16 protein-coding genes are annotated in these 19,497 nt (G+C 71.2%); 10 read left to right on the top strand and 6 right to left on the bottom strand.

Annotation, left to right across the window (positions count from 1 at the left end; all coding sequences use genetic code 11):
* The first annotated feature begins 198 nt into the window (after window positions 1–198).
* Window positions 199–1,986, top strand: a complete 1,788-nt coding sequence (gene gcl, locus AB0O40_RS19135) for a glyoxylate carboligase (RefSeq protein WP_365042609.1) — start codon at window positions 199–201, stop codon at window positions 1,984–1,986.
* A 105-nt stretch (window positions 1,987–2,091) separates the two neighbouring features.
* On the opposite strand, the gene AB0O40_RS19130 is transcribed toward gcl, so the two are convergent.
* The gene (locus tag AB0O40_RS19130; protein ID WP_365042606.1) at window positions 2,092–2,739 is read right to left on the bottom strand and encodes a TetR/AcrR family transcriptional regulator; all 648 of its coding nucleotides are present in this window, start codon (window positions 2,737–2,739) and stop codon (window positions 2,092–2,094) included.
* Between the two features lie 190 nt (window positions 2,740–2,929).
* On the opposite strand from AB0O40_RS19130, the gene AB0O40_RS19125 reads away from it, so the two are divergent.
* Window positions 2,930–4,384 carry an MFS transporter gene (locus AB0O40_RS19125; protein ID WP_365042603.1) on the top strand — a complete coding sequence of 485 codons (1,455 nt, stop codon included), beginning with the start codon at window positions 2,930–2,932 and terminating at the stop codon, window positions 4,382–4,384.
* Between the two features lie 431 nt (window positions 4,385–4,815).
* Here AB0O40_RS19125 and AB0O40_RS19120 read toward each other — a convergent pair whose 3' ends face one another.
* The 3 genes from AB0O40_RS19120 to AB0O40_RS19110 form a co-directional block, all read right to left on the bottom strand.
* Complete coding sequence (locus tag AB0O40_RS19120) at window positions 4,816–6,276, bottom strand: catalase (protein WP_365042600.1); 1,461 nt, start codon at window positions 6,274–6,276, stop codon at window positions 4,816–4,818.
* Between the two features lie 202 nt (window positions 6,277–6,478).
* Window positions 6,479–7,369, bottom strand: coding sequence for a 2-hydroxy-3-oxopropionate reductase (locus tag AB0O40_RS19115; RefSeq protein ID WP_365042597.1), 891 nt, complete (start codon window positions 7,367–7,369; stop codon window positions 6,479–6,481).
* Between the two features lie 66 nt (window positions 7,370–7,435).
* Window positions 7,436–8,269, bottom strand: a complete 834-nt coding sequence (locus AB0O40_RS19110; protein ID WP_365042594.1) for a TIM barrel protein — start codon at window positions 8,267–8,269, stop codon at window positions 7,436–7,438.
* Window positions 8,270–8,394: 125 nt separating this feature from the next.
* On the opposite strand from AB0O40_RS19110, the gene AB0O40_RS19105 reads away from it, so the two are divergent.
* The 7 genes from AB0O40_RS19105 (at window position 8,395) to AB0O40_RS19075 (ending at window position 14,353) form a co-directional block, all read left to right on the top strand.
* Window positions 8,395–8,643, top strand: coding sequence for a hypothetical protein (locus AB0O40_RS19105; RefSeq protein ID WP_365042591.1), 249 nt, complete (start codon window positions 8,395–8,397; stop codon window positions 8,641–8,643).
* Window positions 8,643–9,044, top strand: coding sequence for a helix-turn-helix domain-containing protein (locus AB0O40_RS19100; protein WP_365042588.1), 402 nt, complete (start codon window positions 8,643–8,645; stop codon window positions 9,042–9,044). The genes AB0O40_RS19105 and AB0O40_RS19100 overlap by 1 nt, the downstream gene beginning before the upstream one ends.
* 151 nt (window positions 9,045–9,195) lie before the next feature.
* Window positions 9,196–9,702, top strand: coding sequence for a 2-oxo-4-hydroxy-4-carboxy-5-ureidoimidazoline decarboxylase (gene uraD, locus AB0O40_RS19095; protein WP_365042585.1), 507 nt, complete (start codon window positions 9,196–9,198; stop codon window positions 9,700–9,702).
* A gap of 6 nt (window positions 9,703–9,708) precedes the next feature.
* Window positions 9,709–10,101 (top strand): hydroxyisourate hydrolase, encoded by a 393-nt coding sequence (gene uraH, locus AB0O40_RS19090; RefSeq protein ID WP_365042582.1) that lies wholly within the window; start codon window positions 9,709–9,711, stop codon window positions 10,099–10,101.
* A gap of 6 nt (window positions 10,102–10,107) precedes the next feature.
* A complete protein-coding gene (gene pucL, locus AB0O40_RS19085; protein ID WP_365042579.1) occupies window positions 10,108–11,031 on the top strand; it encodes a factor-independent urate hydroxylase in 924 nt (307 codons plus the stop codon).
* Between the two features lie 202 nt (window positions 11,032–11,233).
* The gene (locus AB0O40_RS19080; RefSeq protein ID WP_365042576.1) at window positions 11,234–12,628 is read left to right on the top strand and encodes an 8-oxoguanine deaminase; all 1,395 of its coding nucleotides are present in this window, start codon (window positions 11,234–11,236) and stop codon (window positions 12,626–12,628) included.
* Window positions 12,629–12,922: 294 nt separating this feature from the next.
* On the top strand, window positions 12,923–14,353 hold the full coding sequence (locus AB0O40_RS19075) for a nucleobase:cation symporter-2 family protein (RefSeq protein WP_365042573.1): 1,431 nt from the start codon (window positions 12,923–12,925) through the stop codon (window positions 14,351–14,353).
* An 11-nt stretch (window positions 14,354–14,364) separates the two neighbouring features.
* Here AB0O40_RS19075 and AB0O40_RS19070 read toward each other — a convergent pair whose 3' ends face one another.
* Entirely contained in the window at window positions 14,365–15,465 is a 1,101-nt protein-coding gene (locus AB0O40_RS19070; protein WP_365042570.1) for an Lrp/AsnC family transcriptional regulator, read from the bottom strand.
* A gap of 128 nt (window positions 15,466–15,593) precedes the next feature.
* Between AB0O40_RS19070 and AB0O40_RS19065 the strand changes: the two genes are divergently transcribed.
* Window positions 15,594–17,708: a hypothetical protein gene (locus AB0O40_RS19065; RefSeq protein WP_365042567.1), complete on the top strand. Its 2,115-nt coding sequence runs from the start codon at window positions 15,594–15,596 to the stop codon at window positions 17,706–17,708.
* A gap of 110 nt (window positions 17,709–17,818) precedes the next feature.
* Here AB0O40_RS19065 and AB0O40_RS19060 read toward each other — a convergent pair whose 3' ends face one another.
* Complete coding sequence (locus AB0O40_RS19060) at window positions 17,819–19,003, bottom strand: hypothetical protein (protein ID WP_365042565.1); 1,185 nt, start codon at window positions 19,001–19,003, stop codon at window positions 17,819–17,821.
* Window positions 19,004–19,497: the final 494 nt, after the last annotated feature.

Genomic DNA, 19,497 nt, shown 5'->3' with positions numbered 1-19,497 from the left:
GTACTCCATCGTCCACCACGGGCGACGGTGCGGGCGCCGGTCCTCGTGATTTGTTCAATCCACCGGTTGAAACGCGCCTTTTGGTGGCTTCCGGGGTACCGCACCGCCTTGACGCGTCGAAAGTCGCCTCCTAGATTGTTTCGTATAGCAGAAGCGAAATTCCGGATGACGGAAAAAGCCTGATCGCAGGAGTACTCGATGCCTCGTATGACAGCCGCCGCCGCGGCAGTGGAGATCCTCAAGCTCGAAGGAGTCGACCAGGCCTTCGGTGTGCCCGGCGCTGCGATCAACCCCTTCTACCGCGAGCTCAAGAACGTCGGCGGCATCAGCCACACGCTGGCCCGCCACGTCGAGGGCGCCTCGCACATGGCCGAGGGGTACACCCGCGCCAAGGCCGGCAACATCGGTGTCTGCATCGGCACCTCCGGCCCCGCCGGCACCGACATGATCACCGGCCTGTACTCCGCGATCGCGGACTCGATCCCGATCCTGTGCATCACCGGCCAGGCCCCGGTCTCGAAGCTCCACAAGGAGGACTTCCAGGCCGTCGACATCGCGACCATCGCGAAGCCGGTCACCAAGGCCGCGACCACGGTCCTCGAGGCCGCCCAGGTCCCCGGCGTCTTCCAGCAGGCCTTCCACCTGATGCGCTCCGGCCGTCCCGGCCCGGTCCTCATCGACCTGCCGATCGACGTCCAGCTGACCGAGATCGAGTTCGACCCGGAGACCTACACGCCGCTGCCGGTCTACAAGCCGACCGCCAGCCGCGCCCAGGCCGAGAAGGCGATCAACTTCCTGCTCGAGGCCGAGCGCCCGCTGATCGTCGCCGGCGGCGGCATCATCAACGCCGACGCCTCGGACCTGCTGGTCGAGTTCGCCGAGCTGGTCAACGTCCCGGTCATCTCCACCCTGATGGGCTGGGGCACCATCCCGGACGACCACGAGCTGGCCGCCGGCATGGTCGGCGTGCAGACCGCCCACCGCTACGGTAACGCGACCTTCCTCGAGTCGGACGTGGTCATCGGCATCGGCAACCGCTGGGCCAACCGCCACACCGGCTACAACCTGGACGCCTACACCAAGGGCCGCAAGTTCGTCCACGTCGACATCGAGCCCACCCAGCTCGGCAAGATCTTCATGCCCGACTTCGGCATCGCCTCCGACGCCAAGGCCGCGCTGGAGCTCTTCATCGAGGTCGCCAAGGAGCTGAAGGCCGCGGGCAAGCTGCCGGACTTCACCGCCTGGGCCGCCTCCGCGCAGGAGCGCAAGGCCACCCTGCAGCGCCGCACGCACTTCGAGAACATCCCGATGAAGCCGCAGCGCGTGTACGAGGAGATGAACCGCGTCTTCGGCCCGGAGACGCGCTACGTCACCACCATCGGCCTCTCCCAGATCGCCGCGGCGCAGTTCCTGCACGTCTACAAGCCGCGCCACTGGATCAACTGCGGCCAGGCCGGCCCGCTCGGCTGGACCATCCCGGCCGCCATCGGTGCCGCCACCGCGGACCGCGACACCCCGATCGTCGCCCTCTCCGGCGACTACGACTTCCAGTTCATGATCGAGGAGCTGGCGGTCGCCGCCCAGCACAAGGTCCCCTACGTCCACGTGCTCGTGAACAACGCCTACCTGGGCCTGATCCGTCAGGCGCAGGGCGGCCTGGGCATCAACTTCGAGGTCAACCTCGAGTTCGAGAACATCAACACCCCGGAGATCGGCGTCTACGGCGTGGACCACGTCAAGGTCGCCGAGGGCCTGGGCGTCAAGGCCATCCGCGTCACCGACCCCGAGAAGCTGGGCGAGGCGTTCGAGCAGGCCAAGAAGCTGGCCCAGGAGTTCCAGGTCCCGGTCGTGGTCGAGGCCATCCTGGAGCGCGTCACCAACATCGCGATGAGCAAGACCGTCGACATGAGCGACGTCACCGAGTTCGAGGAGCTGGCCACCGAGCCCGGCCACGCCCCGACCGCGATCAAGGCCCTCCAGGTCTGATGACCGTCCGCCGGAGCTGATCCGGCCGGACCCCGTACGCACCGACGGCCCCCGCTCCTCCTCCGGGAGGGACGGGGGCCGTCGGCGTGCTCCGGGCCACCCGGGCTACCGCGTCCGCGGCGCCAGCCCCTCGATCAGCACCTCGATGCCCAGGGCCAGCCGCTCCTGCGCGGAGCCGGTGCGCAGTTCCCCGGCGCTGGCGGCCAGGTGCGGGTGCCGGGCCGGGTCCAGCGCCCCCAGCCGCTCCTCGATCCCGGACGCCTCGTGGCGCCGGTCCAGGGCCGCCTGGAGGGGGTCCGGCGGGGCGTCCTGCGGCGCGGCCACCGAGACCTCGTACGTCACCGCGCCGATGTGCAGGGAGATCAGGTCGCAGCCCCAGGCGGCCCGCTGCCGGGGCACCCCGCCGGCCAGCAGCAGGCCCAGGACCCGGTCGAAGAAGTCCACGCAGGCCGGGCCGGTCGGGATGTGCCCGAGGACCACCCGGCCGATGCCCGGGTAGGCGTTGAGCGCGTGCACCACGTCCATCAGCGCGCCGGCCAGCCGCGGGCGCCAGCGCGGGTCGCCCGCCTCGGGCACCTCGGGCAGCGGCACCCCGGCCACCACCTCGTCGAGCATCCGGCCCAGCAGCTCGTCCCGGCCCTGTACGTAGACGTAGAGCGAGGCGGGGCCGGTGTCGAGGGCCGTCGCGACCCGGCGCATGGTGACCGCGGCCAGCCCCTCCTCGCGCAGCACGGTCAGGCCCGCCTCAACCACGGCTCGCTCACTGAGTGGGAGTTTCGCGGGACGGGACCGGGTGCTGCGCCGAGGGGAACTCATGGAGGCAGGCTAGCACTTGACAACGAACACCGTTCGGCACGAACGTTGTTCGTCACGAACACCGTTCGTTCGCGCTTTCGCGCCGCTCGTTCCGCCCTGCCGCCGGGGCCGCTGTGAGGAGTCCGCTGTGGAAACTGCCGTATCCCTGCCCGAGGCGCGTCCGGCCGCGCCTCCCTATCCGTACCGGTGGGCCGTGCTGGCCTTAGTGCTGGCCGCGGACATCATGGACCTGCTCGACGCGACCATCACCGGCATCGCCGCCCCGGTGATCGCGAAGGACCTGGGCGGCGGCCACGAGCTGAGCCAGTGGCTCCAGGCCGCCTACACGCTGCCGTTCGCGGTCTTCCTGATCACCTCGGGGCGGCTGGGCGACAAGTACGGCCGCCGCAAGCTCTTCCTCCTCGGCACGGTCGGCTTCACCCTCGCCTCGGTCGGCTGCGCGCTGGCCACCGGCCCCGGCTGGCTGATCGCAGGCCGTGCGGTCCAGGGCGCCCTCGGCGCGCTGCTGCTGCCGCAGGGCTTCGGCATCCTCAAGGAGACCTTCCCGAAGGAGGAGATCGGCAAGGCCTTCGGCTTCTTCGGCCCGGTGCTCGGGCTGTGTGCGGTCGGCGGCCCGGTGCTCGGCGGCCTGCTGGTCGGCGCGGACCTCTTCGGCCACGGCTGGCGCATGATCTTCCTGGTCAACGTGCCGGTCGGACTGCTGATGGTGCTCGGCACGCTGCGCTGGATCCGCCCGGGCCGGCCGGACCGCGCCATCCGGATGGACGTGCGCAGCATGCTGCTCACCGCGTTCGCCTCGGCCGCGATCATCTACCCGCTGGTCCAGGGCCCCGAGATGGACTGGCCGCTGTGGTCGCTGGTGCTGCTGGCGGCGGGCCCGGTGGGCTTCGTGGTCTTCGTCCGGATGCAGCCCCGCCGGCCCTCCCCGCTGGTGCTGCCCAGCCTGATGCGCAACCGCGGCTACACCGGCGGCATCCTGGTGGTCAGCGCCTTCTTCGCGGCCTTCAGCGGCCTGATGCTGGTCCTCTCGCTCTTCCTCCAGGGCCCGCTGGAGCTCTCCCCGGAGGGCGCCGGGTACGCGATCGCCCCGCTGGCCCTGGGCATCGCCGTGACGGCCGGCCCGGCCGGGAAGCTGGCCGAGACCCACGGCCGCCGGGTGGTCCAGGGCGGTATAGCGCTGGCCTTCGCGGGCCTGGGGCTGCTGGCCTGGATGGCCGGTCCGGGGGAGTGGGCCACCAGCGGCTGGCACCTGCTGCCGGCCACCCTGCTGACCGGCCTGGGCATGGGGCTGGTCATCCCGCCGCTGTTCGGCATGATCCTCTCGGGCCTGACCGAGGAGGAGACCGGCTCCGCCTCCGGCGTGCTCAACGCCGTGCAGCAGCTGGCGAACTCCGTGGGCGTGGCCCTGCTGGTCACCGTCTGGTCGGCGTACGGGGACCACGGTTACGCCCCGGGCAGCGCGCTGGCGGGCACCGCCGGGGCGGTGGCGGTCCTGCTGCTGCTCGCGCTGGCGGCCACGTACCGGCTGCCGAAGCCGGCGGACGCGGTACCCGCGCCGGCGGACGCGGTGCCCGCGGCCTGACGGCTGCGCCGCCGGGAACGGCAAAGCGCCGGGTCACGGGACCGTCCGTGACCCGGCGCTCTGGCCTGGTGGTGGTGGGATGAGCTGTTGCAGACACCACCGAGGTGTGACCGCCCGACGGAACGAGGCTGGCGCGACAGGACGTTCGCACCGCCGGGCGGGGTATCGGGTCCATATACAGGGGCACTGTGCGTTGCCCCTCTATATAGAGGAGTGGCTGGGACCGTGGCGGCGAGCGACGGGAGCCTCGGCGTCGTCCCCCTCAGGTCAAGGGACGGGCCTCGAGAACCCATTACCACCGCACTGGCTCGCAAGCCGCCACGGTCCTCGTCCTGAACCCTTCACCGACGAACCACCCCTCATCCGGGTCCGCGGTGGCGGGCTCAGCGCCCAGTGCCTGACCTCCCGTCAGGCTCCGGGCGCGGCTTGTGTCAGCGGTCCTCGCGCAGGGCGCGGACCGCCTCCTCGACGCGCTTGCCGTAGTCGGCGTCGGCGGCGTGGAAGTGGGCCAGGTTCTTCTCGACGACGTCCTCGCGGGAGACCTGCGAGAGGCCACCGGCGATGTTCGCCACCAGACGCTGCTTCTCGTCCTCGGACATCAGGCGGAAGAGCTCACCGGCCTGGAAGAAGTCGTCGTCCTTGGTGTGGGCCGGCGCGGCGTGGGTGCCGGTGTAACCGGAGACCGCCAGCGGGGCGCCGAGGGCGTCGCCGGTCTCGGCCGGGCCCTGGTGCGAGTTGGGCTCGTAGTTCTTGTCGTACCGCGAGCCGTTGCGCAGCGCCATGGCGCCGTCGCGGCCGTAGTTCTGCGCGGTGGTCGCCTTGGGGGCGTTGACCGGCAGCAGGGTGTGGTTCACACCGAGGCGGTAGCGCTGGGCGTCCGCGTAGGCGAACAGGCGGCCCTGGAGCATCTTGTCCGGCGAGGCGGTGATGCCCGGGACGAAGTTGTTCGGGGAGAAGGCGGACTGCTCGACCTCGGCGAAGACGTTCTCCGGGTTGCGGTCCAGGACCAGGCGGCCCACGCGCTGCAGCGGGTAGTCGGCGTGCGGCCACACCTTGGTGAGGTCGAACGGGTTGAAGCGGTAGTCCGCGGCCTCGGCGGCCGGCATGACCTGGACGTACAGGGTCCACGAGGGGTTCACACCGCGCTCGATGGCCTGCAGCAGGTCGGTCTGGTGCGAGTTGCCGTCCTTGCCGGCGAGCTCGGCGCCCTGCTCGGAGGAGAGGCAGCGGATGCCCTGGTTCGTCTTGAAGTGGTACTTGACGAAGAAGGCCTCACCCTGGGCGTTGGTCCACTGGTAGGTGTGGGAGCCGTAGCCGTTCATGTGGCGGTACGAGGCCGGGATGCCGCGGTCGCCCATGAGCCAGGTGATCTGGTGCGTCGCCTCGGGGGCGTGCGCCCAGAAGTCCCAGACGTTGTCCGCCTCCTGCTTGCCCGTGAAGGGGTCGCGCTTCTGGGAGTGGATGAAGTCGGGGAACTTGATCGGGTCCTTGATGAAGAACACCGGGGTGTTGTTGCCGACGAGGTCGTAGTTGCCGTCCTCGGTGTAGAACTTCAGCGCGAAGCCACGCGGGTCGCGGACGGCGTCCGCGCCACCGAGGGAGTCGGCGACGGTGGAGAAGCGCAGGAAGGTCTCGGTCTTCTTGCCGACCTCGTTCAGGAACTTCGCCGAGGTGTAGGCGGTGACGTCGTCGGTCACCTCGAAGTAGCCGTACGCGGCGGAGCCGCGGGCGTGCACGACGCGCTCCGGGATGCGCTCACGGTTGAAGCGGGCGAGCTTCTCGAGGAGCTGCTGGTCCTGGATCAGGAGCGGGCCACCGACGCCGGCGGTGGCGGAGTTCTGGTTGTCGGCGACCGGAGCGCCTGACTCGGTCGTAAGCACGCGCTTCGACATGGTGACCTTCCGTACGGGAGCTGCTGACGGAAAGCGTCTTCCGCCATGCGGATGAGCCTAAATTCAGGCGGAACGCATCGTCAACAGTTTGTTGAAGAAAGATGGAGAGGTGATCCGGACGGCGCCGGCGCTTGGGCGCGACAGGACAGGTGTCAGCACCGGCGCCATCCGGAAACTCGGGGTCCCCTCAGCGGGGAGGCGCTCAGATCTGGGCGCCGGAAAGGCGCTCGACGGCGCGCAGCAGGGCGGAGTGGTCCAGGCCGCCGTCACCCTGGGCGCGCAGCGAGGCGACCAGCTGGGCGACCACGGCGCCGACCGGGAGGGCCGCACCGACGTTGCGGGCGGCGTCGGTGACGATGCCCATGTCCTTGTGGTGCAGGTCGATCCGGAAGCCGGGCTTGAAGTCGCGGTTCAGGAAGTTGTCCTTCTTGCGGGTCAGGACCGTGGAGCCGGCCAGACCGCCGTTGAGGACGTCCAGGGCGGCCTGGAGGTTCACGCCGGACTTCTCGAGGAAGACGACGGCCTCGGCGCAGGCCTGGATGTTGACCGCGACGATGAGCTGGTTGGCGGCCTTGACCGTCTGGCCGGAGCCGTGCGGGCCGCAGAGGACGATGGTCTTGCCCAGCGCCTCGAGGATCGGCAGGGCGGCGTCAAAGTCGGCCTGCTCGCCACCCACCATGATCGACAGCACGGCCTCGATGGCGCCGGCCTCGCCACCGGAGACGGGCGCGTCGATGACGCGGATGCCCTTCTCGGCGGCGTTCTTGGCCAGGTCGACCGAGGTCTGCGGGGTGATCGAGGACATGTCCACGATCAGCGCGCCGGACTTGGCGTGCTCCAGGATGCCGTCGGGGCCGTAGTTGATGGCCTCGACGTGCGGGGAGGCGGGCACCATCGTGATGATCACGTCAGCGTCCTTGACGGCCTCGGCGATCGAGCCGGCCGCGGTGCCGCCGGCGGCGGCCAGGCGCTCCAGCTTGTCCTGCTCCAGGGTGAAGCCGGTGACCGAGTAGCCGGCCTTCAGAAGGTTCTCGGACATGGGGGAGCCCATGATGCCGAGACCGATCCACGCGATCTTGGGGAGGTTGCTCATGATGAGGGTCCTTCTCTTAAAGCTTCGTACGAAAAGTGCGAGTGCGGTCTGGGCCTTCGCCCGGACTTACTTCGCCGGACGGGCCTCGGCGGGCAGCCACGCGAAGGAGGCGGCGGCGTCGGCGGCCTTGTACTCCAGGCCCACGTAGCCTTCGTAACCAGCCTTGTTGAGCTGGTCGAGAAGGTCCTCGAGGGGCAGTTCGCCGGTGCCCGGAGCACCACGGCCCGGCTTGTCGGCGATCTGGACGTGCCCGGTCTTGGCGGCGTACTTTTCGATGACCTCGGAGAGGTCCTCATCGTTCATCGCCAGGTGGTACAGGTCGAGCAGGAACTTGGCGTTCCCGAGGCCCGTGGCGGCGTTGACCTTGTCCACGACCTCGATGCCGGCCGGCGCGCTCACCAGGGGGTAGAGCGGCGACTCGGGCTTGTTCAGGGTCTCGATCAGGAGGACCGCACCGACCCGGTCCGCGGCGCGGGCCGCGATCACCAGGTTCTCCAGGGCGAGCTCGTCCTGGACGGCCGGGTCCACGCCCTCGACGCGGTTGCCGTACAGCGCGTTGAGCGCCTTGCAGCCGACCGAGGCCGCGAAGTCCGCGGCGACGTCGATGTTCGCACGGAAGCGGTCCGACTCCTCGCCGGGCACCGATACGGCGCCGCGGTCCGGGCCGGGCAGCTGGCCGGCGTAGAAGTTCAGGCCCACCAGCTGGGTGCCGGCGTCCTCAAGAGCCTTCTTGAGGGCGTCGAGCTCCGACTGGGCGGGGGTGGGGGTCTCGATCCAGGGCCACCACAGCTCGACCGCGGTGAAGCCCGCCGCGGCGGCGGCCGCGGGGCGCTCCAGGAGCGGGAGTTCCGTGAAGAGGATCGAAAGGTTCACATCGAAGCGCTGGTCCGAGTATCCCATGAGGGGTATGCGCTCCTTCCGTATTGCGGAAGTTGTTTTCTGCTTGATGGAAGGTTGCAAGCCCCGCGGGGTGCTTGTCAAGTGGGGGCTGCCGCTTTTTGTCTACCTCGGGGTAGCTTGACCGCGTGCGATTGAGAGTGGAGTTCACGACCGAGCCTTTCGACCTCGAGGAGGCTCCGGCCCATGCCGTGGCGGCCCGGGAGGTCATCCAGAAGGCGCAACTGGACGCGGTGGACGTCGGCCCCTTCGGCAACACCGCCGAGGGCGAGGCCGGGGACGTCCTGGGCGCCGTGACCGACCTGCTGCGCGACGCGCTGGGGGCCGGCGCCACCCGCGTCTCGCTCCAGGTGAACGTGATCCGGGAGGACACCTGATGGCCGAGTCCCCCGATCCGACCGAGCCCCGCGACCACCCGTTCGTCGCCGCGGTCAAGCCGTTGGTCGACGCCATGGGCGGCGAGCTGATGGACCCGGCCCGGGCCCAGCCCGACGACGTGGTGCTGGCCTGGGAGGGCGCCGAGCTGGTCGCCGTCCGGCTGCCGCAGCTGTCCGACTCACTGGACCACATCCTGGCCGCGCTGGAGCGCCGGCACGGCCGGCCGCTGGCCGAGCTGGACCGCAGGTCCAAGCAGGACGTGGTGCGCATACTGGAGGCGCGGGGCGCCTTCTCGGTGCGGCACGGCGTCGAGACGGTGGCCGGCGCGCTGGGCGTCAGCCGCTTCACCGTCTACAACTACTTGAACAGGGAAAATCCCAACAAGAACAGCCAAGCGTGAGATCGTCCTCACCGACCGTCACCGGCCGCCGCCCGAAAGAACCGGGCGGCGGCTTTTGTGTACCGGAAGTTTCAACAAAGTGTTGACGCGGTGTTGCGGAGGGCGTTAGCTATGCGAAGCCCGTCCAGCACAAGGCCACGGAGGCAAACCCGTGACTTCGAGTCCGACACCGGGCCTCGCCCGGTTCAACACCTTGGTGGAGTCCGCGGCCCAGGCCGAGCTCCACGAGGTGTGCGCCAGTTCGGCATGGGGGAGCAAGCTGCTCGCCCAGCGCCCCTTCGCCACCGCCGACGCCCTGTTCACGGCCAGCGACGCCGCCATGGCCGAGCTCACCGCGTACGACCTGGGAGAGGCGATGGCGGGCCACCCGCCGATCGGCCGCCCGAAGCCGGGGGACCCGACCTCCGCCCGCGAACAGCGGGGGATGGCCGGTGCCTCGGAGGAGCTCAAGGCCGAGCTGCTCGAACTGAACCTGGCCTACCAGGACAAGTTCGGTCACGTCTTCCTGATCTGCGCCACCGGTGCGACCGGTGAGCAGATGCGCGACGCGGTCAAGGTCCGGATCGAGAACACCGCCGAGGTCGAGCGCGAGATCGCCCGCGGCGAGCTCGTCAAGATCAACCGGATCCGGCTGACCCGTCTCGTAGAAGGAGAGTGAGAGCGCATGAGCACTGACACCACCGCTTCGGTGTCCACGCACATCCTGGACACCAGCATCGGCCGCCCCGCGGAGGGCGTCGCCATCTCCCTGTCGGCCCGCAGCGGCCTCGACGCGGAGTGGACGGCCCTCGGTGGCTCCGCCACCGACGCGGACGGACGCTGCAAGGACCTGCCGGCGCTGCCGGAGGGCACCACCCACGTACGCCTCGACTTCGAGACCGAGACGTACTTCGCCAAGAAGCAAGCCGCCGAGGCGCAGCAGGACGCCCCCCGCGTAAGGGACAGCGGTGCGTTTTTCCCCGAGGTCACGATCACTTTCGCCGTGAACCCGGGTGAGCACTACCACGTACCGCTGCTGCTCAACCCGTTCGGCTACTCCGTTTACCGAGGGAGCTAGCAGACCATGCCCACGATTCTCGGCCAGAACCAGTACGGCAAAGCAGAGAACCGCGTCGTCAAGATCACGCGGGACGGCGACACGCACCACATCAAGGACCTGAACGTCTCCGTCGCCCTCTCCGGCGACATGGACGACGTCCACTACTCCGGCTCGAACGCCAACGTCCTGCCGACGGACACCACCAAGAACACGGTGTACGCGTTCGCCAAGGAGTACGGCATCGAGTCCGCCGAGCAGTTCGGCATCCACCTGGCCCGTTGGTTCGTCAACAGCCAGGAGCCGATCCACCGGGCGCGCATCCGCATCGAGGAGTACTCCTGGGAGCGGATCGCGACCTCGGACGCGAACTCCAAGTTCATCGGCTCCGACGAGGTGAAGCACTCCTTCGTCCGCAAGGGCCAGGAGACCCGCGTCACCCAGATCACGTACGACGGTCAGAACTGGGAGGTCATCTCCGGCCTCAAGGACCTGGTCGTCATGAACTCCACCAACTCGGAGTTCTGGGGCTACGTGAAGGACAAGTACACGACCCTGCGGGAGGCGTACGACCGCATCCTGGCCACCCAGGTGTCGGGTCGCTGGCGGTTCAACTGGACCGACGACGAGCAGCGGATGCCCAACTGGGAGAAGTCCTACGAGGCCACCCGCAAGCACATGCTCGAGGCCTTCGCGGAGACCTACTCCCTCTCGCTGCAGCAGACCCTGTACCAGATGGGTTCGCGCATCATCAACCACCGTTCGGAGATCGACGAGGTCCGCTTCTCGCTCCCGAACAAGCACCACTTCCTCGTCGACCTTGAGCCGTTCGGTCTCAAGAACGACAATGAGGTGTACTTCGCCGCGGACCGCCCGTACGGTCTCATCGAGGCGACGATCCTCCGTGACGGCGCCGACGCGCTCATCCCGGTGGACATGACCAACCTCTAAACGAGGCCCGGCCCGCACCCCGGGGTTCCGCAGTGGCCCCGGGGTCCGGCCCCCCCTTCGCACCACCGCTACTTCCTGAATCGGCACCCGGAGCATCACACGGGGCGGCAGTACTGTCAGCTGCCAGGCCCCCGGTTTCGGCACTCAAATCCCCTGGGTCCTGCCGTGCCCGCACCGCCACTGAAAGCACGAGGAAGCCCCCATGGCAGCCACTGACAGCGCGGTCGAGCGCATCGTCATCGAGAACTGTGCCATCGCGACCGTCGACGCCGGCGACACCGAGTACGCCTCGGGCCACATCGTCATCGCGGGCAACAAGATCGAGGCCATCGGCGCCGGCCAGGCCCCCGCGGGCCTGGAGAACGTGGTACGCCGGATCGACGCCTCGGGCCACCTCGTGACCCCCGGTCTGGTCAACACGCACCACCACTTCTACCAGTGGATCACGCGTGGCCTGGCCACCGACCACAACCTCTTCAACTGGCTCGTCGCGCTGTACCCGACCTGGGCGCGCATCGACGAGCAGATGGCCCACGCCGCCGCGCAGGGCTCGCTCGCGGCGATGGCCCGCGGCGGTGTCACCACCGCCATGGACCACCACTACGTCTACCCGAAGGGCGCCGGCGACCTCTCCGGCGCGATCATCGGGGCCGCCTCCGACATGGGCGTCCGCTTCACCCTCGCCCGCGGCTCGATGGACCGCAGCAAGAAGGACGGCGGCCTGCCGCCGGACCACGCCGTCGAGACCCTTGAGGGTGCGCTGGCCGACACCGAGGCGACCGTCAAGAAGTTCCACGACGCGTCCTTCGACTCGATGACCCAGGTCGCGGTCGCCCCCTGCTCCCCCTTCTCGGTCTCCACCGAGCTGCTGAAGCAGGGCGCCGAGCTGGCCCGCCGCCTCGGGGTGCGCATGCACACCCACGGCAGCGAGACCGTCGAGGAAGAGAAGTTCTGCCACGAGCTCTTCGGCATGGGCCCGACCGACTACTTCGAGTCGACCGGCTGGCTCGGCGAGGACGTGTGGATGGCGCACAGCGTCCACATGAACGACTCGGACATCGCGGCCTTCGCCCGCACCAAGACCGGTGTGGCGCACTGCCCGTCCTCCAACGCCCGTCTGGCCGCCGGCATCGCCCGCGTCCCCGACATGCTCGCCGCCGGTGTCCCGGTCGGCCTCGGCGTGGACGGCACCGCCTCCAACGAGTCCGGCGAGCTGCACACCGAGCTGCGCAACGCCCTGCTGATCAACCGCCTGAACCCGGTGCACCGCGAGGCCGCGCTCAACGCCCGCCAGGCCCTGCGCCTGGGCACCTACGGCGGTGCGCAGGTCCTCGGCCGCGCCGACAGCATCGGTTCGCTCGAGGTCGGCAAGCTCGCCGACCTGGTGCTCTGGAACCTGAGCACCTTCCTGCACTCCTCGATCGCCGACCCGGTGACCGCCCTGGTCTTCGGCGCGGCCGCCCCGGTGACGGCCTCCTTCGTCAACGGCAAGCAGATCGTCGAGAACAACCGTCTGCTGACCGCGGACGAGGACGAGATCGCCCGCTCCACCCGGGACGAGGCCCAGCGCCTGGCGCGGATCGCCGCCCAGGGCTGATCTCCCACGGAATCCGGCCGGGGGGGACGGCCCTCGGCCGGTGGCCGCGGACCCGAGCGGGGTCCGCGGCAACCGTCCCCGGGGGGCGCGGACCTCGTGCCCGCGCCCCCCGGGCCGGTGAACCGTACCGGCGCACGTGCGATGCGCCCACCCTCCTCCGGCTGACGCCGGGAGGGGCCCCGAGCTTTGTCATGCACCAAACAAAGACCCCCCACGCTTCATATCGATTCGCCTCCCGAAACCCACGTCCCCTGCCGACGTGTTACCCGCCCGGAGGAAGCCGCCGTGGTCGCCATGCCCAGGTTTCGCAAAGAAGCAGTCGTCGTACCCGCCGCCGCGGGGTCCGCACCGGACGGGACGTCCGAGCCGGTGCCACCGGCCGGACCGGAGGGGGAGCGGCATCCGGTCGACGAAACCCTGCCGCCCGTGCGGATGTTCACCAGTGGGCTCCAGCACGTGGCCGCCATGTACGCGGGCGTCGTCGCCCCGCCCATGATCGTCGGCCCGGCCGTCGGGCTCTCCGCCACCGACACCGCCCTCCTGATGGGGGCCTCGCTCTTCACCGCCGGACTCGCCACCCTGCTCCAGACCCTCGGCTTCTGGAAGATCGGGGCGAAGCTCCCCTTCGTCAACGGCGTCTCCTTCGCCGGGGTCACCCCGATGATCGCCATCGGCAAAGGGGCCGGGGCCGACGCCCTGCCCGTGATCTTCGGCGCGATCATCGTCGCCGGCCTGCTGGGCTTCTTCGCGGCCCCCTACTTCGGCCGGCTGGTCCGTTTCTTCCCGCCCGTGGTCACCGGTACCGTGATCACCCTGATCGGCGTCTCCCTGCTGCCGGTCGCCTTCAACTGGGCCCAGGGCGGCGTCCGTACCGCACCCGACTACGGCTCCCTGCCGCACATCGGGCTCGCCGCGGCCACCTTGGTGATCGTCCTCCTCCTGCGGCGGTTCCTCACCGGCTTCCTCCAGCAGATCGCCATCCTGCTGGGCCTCGCCGCCGGCACCCTGATCGCCATCCCCGCCGGGCTCACCGACTTCTCCGCCCTGGGCGACGCCGACCTGATCGGCCTGCCCCAGCCCTTCCACTTCGGCGCCCCGCAGTTCCAGCTCGCCGCCGTGGTCTCCATGTGCATCGTGATGCTGGTCTGCATGACCGAGTCCACAGCCGACATGCTGGCCCTCGGCAAGATCGTCGGCCGGCCCGCGGATGCCCGCACCATCGAGGGCGGCCTGCGCGCCGACGCCCTCGGCAGCGCGCTCAGCCCGGTCTTCAACGGCTTCATGTGCAGCGCCTTCGCCCAGAACATCGGCCTGGTCGCGATGACCAAGGTGCGCAGCCGCTTCGTGGTCGCCACCGGCGGTCTGATCCTGATCGCCCTGGGCCTGTGTCCGGTGGCCGCCTCCGTCATCGCCCTCGTACCGCTCCCGGTCCTGGGCGGCGCCGGCATCGTCCTCTTCGGCTCGGTGGCCGCCAGCGGCATCCAGACCCTGGCCGGCGCGGCCATGGAGCGGGGCGAGAACGCCCTGATCGTCGCCGCCTCCCTGGGCGTCGGCCTGATCCCGATCGCCGCCCCGGGCTTCTACCACGCCTTCCCCGACGACCTCCTGGTCGTCCTCGACTCCGGCATCAGCACCGGCTGCATCGCCGCCATCACCCTCAACCTCGCCTTCAACCACTTCCGCCGCACCCCGCTCCCGCTCCCAGAGCCGGTACTGCACCACTGAGGCGGCGGCGTTCAGCAGCCCACCGCCCGCAGGCCCGGTCCCGTCGATAACGGGGCCGGGTCGGCGGCCGTGGGGGCCGGGTCGGACCAGAGGTCCGGCGGGACGCAACGGACCCGGCGACCCTGGGCGTCGAGTTCCTGGGCCGAGGACTTGCGGATGTACAGGGAGACCGCGCAGTCCGCGATGCGCAGCGACGGCAGCCGCCGGGTCAGCTCCGCCGTGTAGCGGGACAGGTCCTCCACCGTCCGCAGCCGGGCGCTGAGGAAGAGGTTCCAGGGCCCGGTGGTGGACATGCAGGCCCGGGTCTCGCGCAGGCCCGCGGCCGTGGCCGCGCACTCCGCCACGTCGTACTCGGCCACCTCCGCCCACACCGTCGCCGAGACCGGCCACCCCGAGTGCACGTGCGCCAGCGAACAGCTGAAGCGCAGGCAGCCACCGGCCTCCAGGCGCCCCAGCCGCCGCCGTACGGTCGACTCGCTCATGGCGCACTCCCGCGCCAGCGCGGCCACGCTCAGCCGGGCGTCCCGGGCCAGCGCCAGCACCAGCGGCCGGTCCTCCGCCGTCAGCGCGGTGGCCGGTGGCACCACCGGATGGTGCGCGTACTGCGGCCGCCGGTCGGTCAGTTGAGCGGTCTGCGCCGGGCTCAGTTGGTCCAGCCGCCAGCGGTTCGGCGAGTGGTGCACCGTGGTCACCATCGAGGACCGGGTCGCCACCACCCCGGGGATCAGCTGCACGCGGTACGAGAGGTAGCGGTACAGGGCCGGCAGGTCCGGCACCGCCACGAACAACAGCAGGTCCCGGCCGCCGGTGGCGTGCTCGATCCGCAGTGTGTGCGCGTCCCCCGTCAACTCCCGGCCCACCGCCGGCGAGCTGCCCGCGGTGCAGGTCACCTCCACCCAGGCCATGCAGGGCGCATCCGCTCCGGTGCGCAGCCCCAGCCCCGAGGTCCAGGCGTCCCCGGCCGCGGTCAGCCGCTCCCAGCGGCGGGCCAGGGTGTCGGGTCGGGCGCCGAGGACCGGCGCCAGCCGCTCCCAGCTGGCCCGCGGGGCGAGTTGGAGTGCGTGGACGAGCGCCCGGTCCATGTCGTCCATGGTGGAAACGGCTGAATTCATACCTTCCCCTGGTGGTTCTCCCGGCGACACGCCGGGGGGCCGGTGCGACATCCGATGATCTCCCTTGGGTGCATCCACCTCACCACGGGGGTAGTTGTGTGCATCTTCCGTACATCGGGGGAGGAAGCGTGAGCTCGTCCGGCTCGGGCGTGCGCGCCACCGTGCCCGCCGAACTGTCCAGCCTCATCGGCCGGGAGCGGGAACTGGCCACCACGACGGCGCTGCTCGCCACCGAGCGTCTGGTCACTCTGACCGGACCGGCCGGGATCGGCAAGACGCGGATCGCGGTCCGCGCGGTCCGGGCGCTGCGCGAGGCGGACCGGGCCGGCGGGCGGGAGGTGGTCTGGGCCGATCTGGCCGGTCTGCCGGAGGCGCACTGGGCACCGCTCGAAGGCGAGCTCCTCGAACGACTGGCCGGGCGGCCGGTGTTGCTGGTGCTGGACGGCTGCGAGCAACTGGGCGAGGTGTGCGGCGGTCTGGTCGCCGAACTGCTGGTCCGGCTGCCGGGGCTGAGCGTGCTCGCCACCTCCCAGCGCCGCCTGGGCGTACCGGGCGAGGCCGCGCTGACCGTACCGCCGCTGGCCGTGCCGCCCCAGGAGCCGGCCACCGCCGCCGGTCCGGCGGGCAGTTGGCAGGAGGTGCTGGCGCCGGCCGGCCCCGCCGCCCCGGACCCCGCTTCCCGGCGTGACCGGTCCGCGGGGCCCGCGGACCGGCGCCCGGCCGGCTTCCCGGCGGCGACCCCGTACGCGGCCGTCCGGCTGATGGTCGAACGGGCCCGCGGCGCCGACCCGTTCTTCGAGATCACCGGGCGCAACGCCGAACCGGTCGCACGGCTGTGCCAGGCCCTCGACGGCATCCCCGGCGCGCTGGAGCTGGCCGCCGGCCGGCTCCACCAGTACGCCCCCGACCAGGCGCTGCGCCGCCTGACGGCCGACCCGCTGACCTTCCTCGCCGGCGGCGCGGGCCGCGGCGCCCGGGCCGACGCCGAACGCAGCCACCGGCTCTGCTCACCGGCCGAACGCCTCCTGTGGGAACGCCTCTCGGTCTTCGCCGGCTCCTTCGACCGGGCGGCCGTCGAGGCGGTCTGCGGCTACGGCCGGCTCAGCGGCCGGGAAGCCGGGGAGGCGCTGCAACGGCTCGCCCCCGGCCTGCTGTCGGACGCCGGTCCCGGCCGCTACCGGCTGCCGCTGTCCGTACGGGCGCACGCCGCGCGGCTGTTGCACGCCCGGGGCGAGCGGGCCGAGGCCGCCCGCCGGCACCACGACTGGTACCGGGCGCTGGCCGAGCGGGCGGACCGGCTGTGGCGCGGCGGCAGCCAGCGCGCGGCCCGCGAGCTGGCCCTGCGCGAACTGCCGGACCTGCGGGCCGCGATGAACCCGCTGGCCGGGCCCGGGCCCGGCGCGGCCCTGCAGACCGCCGTCTCGCTGTGGTTCCTGTGGGTGGCCTGCGGCCTGCCGGCCGAGGGCCGCCGGCACCTGGAGCGGGCGCTGGCGGTGCACCCGGCCCCCCGGCCGGCCCGGGCGCTCTGGCTGACCTCCTGGATCGTGGCCCTGCTCGGCGAGTGCGACGGGGCCGACCCGCTGCTGGTGGAGGCCTGGACCGCCGCCGTCCAGGAGGGCGAGGACACCTGCCTGGCGTACCTGGCCCACACCCGCGGCACGGTCGCGCTGTGGGAGCTGCGCCCGCGCGATGCGGTACGGGAGTTCGAGGAGGCCCTGGAACTCCTGCCACCGGAGCCGGAGTTCGGTCCCGGCCGGGCCCCGCTGCTGGCCTCCCACACGCTGGCGCTGTCCGATGCCGACCCCTTCGCGGTGCCCGTGGAGGACGGCCCGCCGGGCGGCGGCGGAGACCTGTGGGCCCGTTCCTGGACCGGCTTCGCGCACGCCCGGGTGTGGCGGCTGGAGGCGCGGGGGGAGCCGGCCCGGGCGGAGCTGCTGAAGGTGCTGGAGATCCAGCTGTCCCTCGGGGACCTGCTCGGCCAGGCCGCGGCGGCGGAACTGCTGGCCGCCCTCGAAGCCGACCTGGGGCGGCACGCGACCGCGGCCCGGCTGCTGGGCGCGGTGGACCGGATCCGCGCCGCCTTCCTCACCGACGAGCGGGCCCGGGCCCACTGGGCCCGGGCCCGGGTACCCGCCGAGACGGTGCTGCGCGCCCGGCTGACCGGAGCGGTCTTCACCCGGACGTACGCGGCCGGGGGACGGGCGGGGCTGCGGGCGGTGCTGGCCGGTCTGCCGCCGGGGTGAGCGGCGGCCGGTGAGCCCGGGGGCTCGGGTGCCGTGAGCGGAGGGGCCGTCGTGGGGTGACGGATGGGGCCGTCGTATACGAGGGCCCCTCCGCCGGCGCGGGGGCCGGGTCAGGAGACGGGGCTGAGGTACATGCCCGAGGCGTCCTTGCCGGCGGTGTTGCGGCAGGTGTAGTTGCCGGTCGGCTGCGCGTACACCAGGGCCAGGCAGCGGCCCGCGGAGAGCTGGCCGAAGTAGTTCGGGTGCATCGACTCCTGGATCTGGCCCTGGGTCTCGCTGCTGTCCACCCAGCGGGCCCACTCGCTGGTGGTCGCCGAGGCGGGCTGGCTCGCGCTCACCAGCTTGCTGGAGCGGGCGCAGACCTCGTGGCCCTGGAGCATGTCGCGCAGGTCCATGAACTGCGCGCCCTTGGCGGCCGCGACGCCCTTGAGGCGGTTCGCGATCTGCGGGACGAGCGAGTCGCGGGCCCAGTCGGAGTCCCGGTTCCAGAACGGACAGCCGCCGGTGTTGACCCTGCTCCAGCCGCTCTCGGAGTACCGGTTCTCGGCCGCCCGGGGGATCGGGGACGGGTAGGACTGGAGCACGATGCGGTAGGCGGAGGAGGAGTAGCCGGCCGTGGACATCACGGCGCGGATCTCGTCGATGGCCTTGCCGACCTTGGCCATCGCCCCGTCGATCTTGGAGTCGACCACGCCCTGCTGGTCGTCGTAGCAGTACGAGTACCAGACGATGTAGTCGGTGGCGCAGGTGGTGATGATGTCGGCGAAGCCGAGGTCGTTGCCGCCGACGGAGAGGGCGATGACCTTGACGTCGTTGGCGGCGGCGACGGACGCGAGCTGGTCGGCCTGGGGGGCCTCGCCCTTGTAGGAGACGCCGCCGTTGGAGGAGCGGAAGACGTTGTCCGTGACGGCCCCCGAGCAGGCCAGGTTGATCAGCGCGGTGGTGGTGCCGGTGGCGCTCTTGACCTCCGAGGAGTCCGAGCGGTGGCAGCCGTTGGCGGCAGTGGCGCCGTAGACCTTGCTCGGGTCGTAGGTACTGCCGCTGACCCAGCCGCGGTCGGTGCCGTCGCGGCTGCCGCTGTTGGTCAGGCTGTTGCCCTTCCAGCGGCCGGCCTCGCCGGAGATGTAGCTGTCACCCATGGCGACGATGGCGGTCGGGCCGTTGCCGGGGCTGGCGGCGGCGCCGGTGGTGCCGGCGGCCAGCAGCGAGCCGACGAGCAGCGGGAGGGCGAAAGCGGCGGCGGCGAGCCGCTTCCGGGCGGTGGGGGGCGTGCTGACGGTGCGGGATCCGATCATCGCGGAACTCCTGCGGTCGGCTGCGCCCGGTTGCCGTCGACGAAAAAGTGACAACTCGGGCGCATGGCTGGGGAGGTGGGGGTCTGACCGCCGGCCGGTGGCAACGGAAAGGTGCCACGCCGCGAATTGTTACCGCTAGGTAGCCGCGGATTTCGTTTTGGTAACGACCGACCGGTCGTTCGGTGGCGTATACCAATGCCCGAAGGTGGCTTGATCGCCGGGGTTACCGCCGGGAACCTTTGGGCCCGGAGGGTGACCTGGAGGGATGGGCCACGGTGCCCTACCGGACGGTAGGCCTCCGACGAATTGGCGCCCCACCTGGGGCGGAACGTACCGACGTGACGAATGGGGCCCCTGTGGCGCCCACTCGAGCCCGGCTCCAGGGCCGCTCGGCGTCCGCTGGGGGCCCGGACACCCCGGCGGGCCGTCGCCGCGGGGGTGCCCGGGCGGTGCAAACGCCGCTGCCCCCGGCGTCGGAGGACACCGGGGGCAGC

Source organism: Streptomyces sp. NPDC089919 (assembly GCF_040684615.1).
In the GTDB taxonomy this organism is placed as follows: Bacteria; Actinomycetota; Actinomycetes; order Streptomycetales; family Streptomycetaceae; genus Streptomyces.
This window is presented reverse-complemented; position numbering and strand designations above follow the sequence as displayed.